The sequence below is a fragment of the Parasphingorhabdus sp. genome (assembly GCF_036964675.1).
GTDB lineage: Bacteria > Pseudomonadota > Alphaproteobacteria > Sphingomonadales > Sphingomonadaceae > Parasphingorhabdus.
Map to the genome: position 1 here is coordinate 1 of NZ_JBALTF010000180.1, position 523 is coordinate 523.

The 523-nt window shown below is 48.6% G+C and carries 1 protein-coding gene; it reads left to right on the plus strand.

What is annotated here, in order from left to right:
• Positions 1 to 126: 126 nt before the first annotated feature.
• Positions 127 to 523, plus strand: a 397-nt coding sequence (locus tag V7665_RS13845) for a Plug domain-containing protein (protein WP_335665107.1), incomplete at its 3' end; no start/stop codon positions are given.

Consider the following 523-nt stretch of genomic DNA (forward strand, 5'->3'; position numbering starts at 1 on the left):
TTTCTGCCATGTATGCTCTGGACTATTCCAGGCATTCGGATAAGTGCCCAACAATTAAATAATCAATCCCCCTTATTTTATTTATTTGATGGTCCACGACAAAAGGTCGAGGCGCAGGAGAAATTCATGAAAATCGCAAAATTTTTAGCCGCTACTGCACTTAGCGGCGTTATCGCAGCGTCCCCTGTCTATGCACAGGATGCACAGGATGCACAGGATGCACAGGATGCACAGGATGCACAGGATGTTCAGGACGCGGAAACGTTTGACGACAATGTTATCATTGTAACGGCTTCCAAACGCGAAACGACGTTGCAGGAAACTCCGATTTCGGTCTCGGTGACAACCGGCGAAACGCTGGAAAATGCGCAAATTCGTGATGTACTGGATCTGCAATCGGTCACTCCTTCGCTGCGTGTCAGCCAGCTCCAGACGTCTTCGGCATCGACTTTCATTATTCGCGGCTTTGGTAACGGCGATAACAATTTCGGCATCGAGCCTTCCGTTGGCGTATTTATTGACG